The 1881-nt window shown below is 37.3% G+C and carries 1 protein-coding gene; it reads left to right on the top strand.

All coding sequences use genetic code 11. The features are described from left to right. Positions 1-380 precede the first annotated feature (380 nt). Complete coding sequence (gene tnpC, locus P0N36_RS15135; RefSeq protein WP_275843717.1) at positions 381-1862, top strand: IS66 family transposase; 1482 nt, start codon at positions 381-383, stop codon at positions 1860-1862. Positions 1863-1881 lie beyond the last annotated feature (19 nt).

The following is a 1881-nucleotide window of genomic DNA, read 5'->3' as shown; positions in this document are numbered from 1 at the left end:
GTAACTGTTCAGTCGCATAATTAAATGAACAGATTGTTCCCTTTTCGTGAATCGGTTATATTGCTTGTTTTAAGATGCTTTCGTTGTGCAAAACAGAGAAATTTATTTTATTGTTTTGCATTAAATCTCGACATGTTTCTATGTTATCCACACTGCTTATAAGTATAAAAAAGTTTTTGTGCATATCAGCTTTTCGAATATTACAGATGTGTATAACTCCCAGTTATTCAAGCTTTTTTCTTGTTTTTGCGCTTTTTTACACCTGCTTTTCCACTTGTTTTCTCCGTCATTTTGACGGAAGGTTCAACCCATGTGATTCGCTTTTTTTATACCAATTCGATATAATAAGTATAACGAATTAAGGGAAGAAGGTGAAAGGCTTGAGCGCGATTGACTATAAGAAAATGTATCATGAACAGGTACTTAAAACGGAACAGTTGGAAAAGAGATTAGAAGTCATGACCGCCATGCTTGAAACCCTTAATCACAATCTTGAAACCATGAATCAGACACTTGAAAAGCAAAATCAAACAATTGTTGAATTGAATGAAAAACTAAACAAGAATAGCAAAAACAGTTCTAAACCACCTTCAAGTGATGGACTGAAAAAACCTTCTCCAAAAAGTTTGCGTCAACCTTCTGGTAAAAAACAAGGTGGTCAGACCGGGCATGAAGGAAAAGGATTTTCTCTTCTAAAAAAACCTGATAAGACAGAGGACTATATCCCATCAAAGTGCAACACCTGCTCAAACTATGGAAAATGCAAATTCAACGGTATTGCTGATACAAGATATGAAGTAGATATTGTTGTGAATACAAATGTCACTCAACATCGTGCTCTTTCGTATATTTGTGAAAATACTGGCAAAATTATTACCGGAGCTTTTCCTAATAACATTACATCAACCATGCAATATGGCAACAATCTCAAGGGGTTGGTCGTATCTCTTAATACAGTCGGTATGGTCAGCTTTAATCGTACACATGAGATTCTAAGTGCTGTTTTCAACATCCCAATCAGCACGGGAACGATACACACTATGGTTCGTGATTGTGCCACTAAGGTAACCGAAACTGTAGAAAGGATTCGTCTCGCATGTATTGATTCTGTTCTCAATCACTTTGATGAAACAGGATCGCGGGTTGATAAGAAAACCATGTGGTTCCATAATGCTTCAAATGAACGCTATACCTATCTTACCGTATCTCCTAAAAGAGGGCATCTAGGGATGAATGATTGTAATGTTTTACCACACTTTCAGGGTATAGCTGTTCACGATTGTTGGCAGTCTTACTGGATGTATCCGGGGGTACAACACGCAATATGCTGTGCTCACCTGCTTCGTGAGTTGACTGGAATCTTGGAAAACCACCCAGAACAAACATGGTCAAAGCAAATGATAGAACTACTATTGCGGATGAAAAAAGTCAGGGATAAAGCTGTTGAGTCTAACAAAGAGTCCTTAAGCTATTATCATCTACATGGATTTAACATTGAGTATGAAGCTATCATCAATACAGCTCGTATTCAAAATCCTATTAAAGAAAAAGCACCGAATAAGCGTGGACGCCAAGCAAAAGGGAAAGTACGTGCATTGGTCGAACGTTTGTCAGAATACAAGGAATCAATCTGTCTCTTTACAAAAAACTTTATTGTACCTTTCGATAATAATCAAGCCGAAAGGGACATCCGAATGATAAAAATAAAAACTAAGGTGTCTGGTTGCTTTAGAACCAAAGAAGGTGCAGATGCTTTTGCGAAGATCATGTCCTATATAGGAACTGCACACAAACACGGAATTAATACATTTGTAGCAGTGAAACAAGCGTTAAATGGTCAGTCTGATTTCATTTTTGAATAAGGGGCGACTGAACAGTTAC

This window comes from Petrocella sp. FN5 (assembly GCF_029210395.1).
Classification (GTDB): domain Bacteria; phylum Bacillota; class Clostridia; order Lachnospirales; family Vallitaleaceae; genus Petrocella.
The sequence above is the reverse complement of the archived record's forward strand: the minus strand, read 5'-3'. Positions and strand labels throughout refer to the sequence as shown.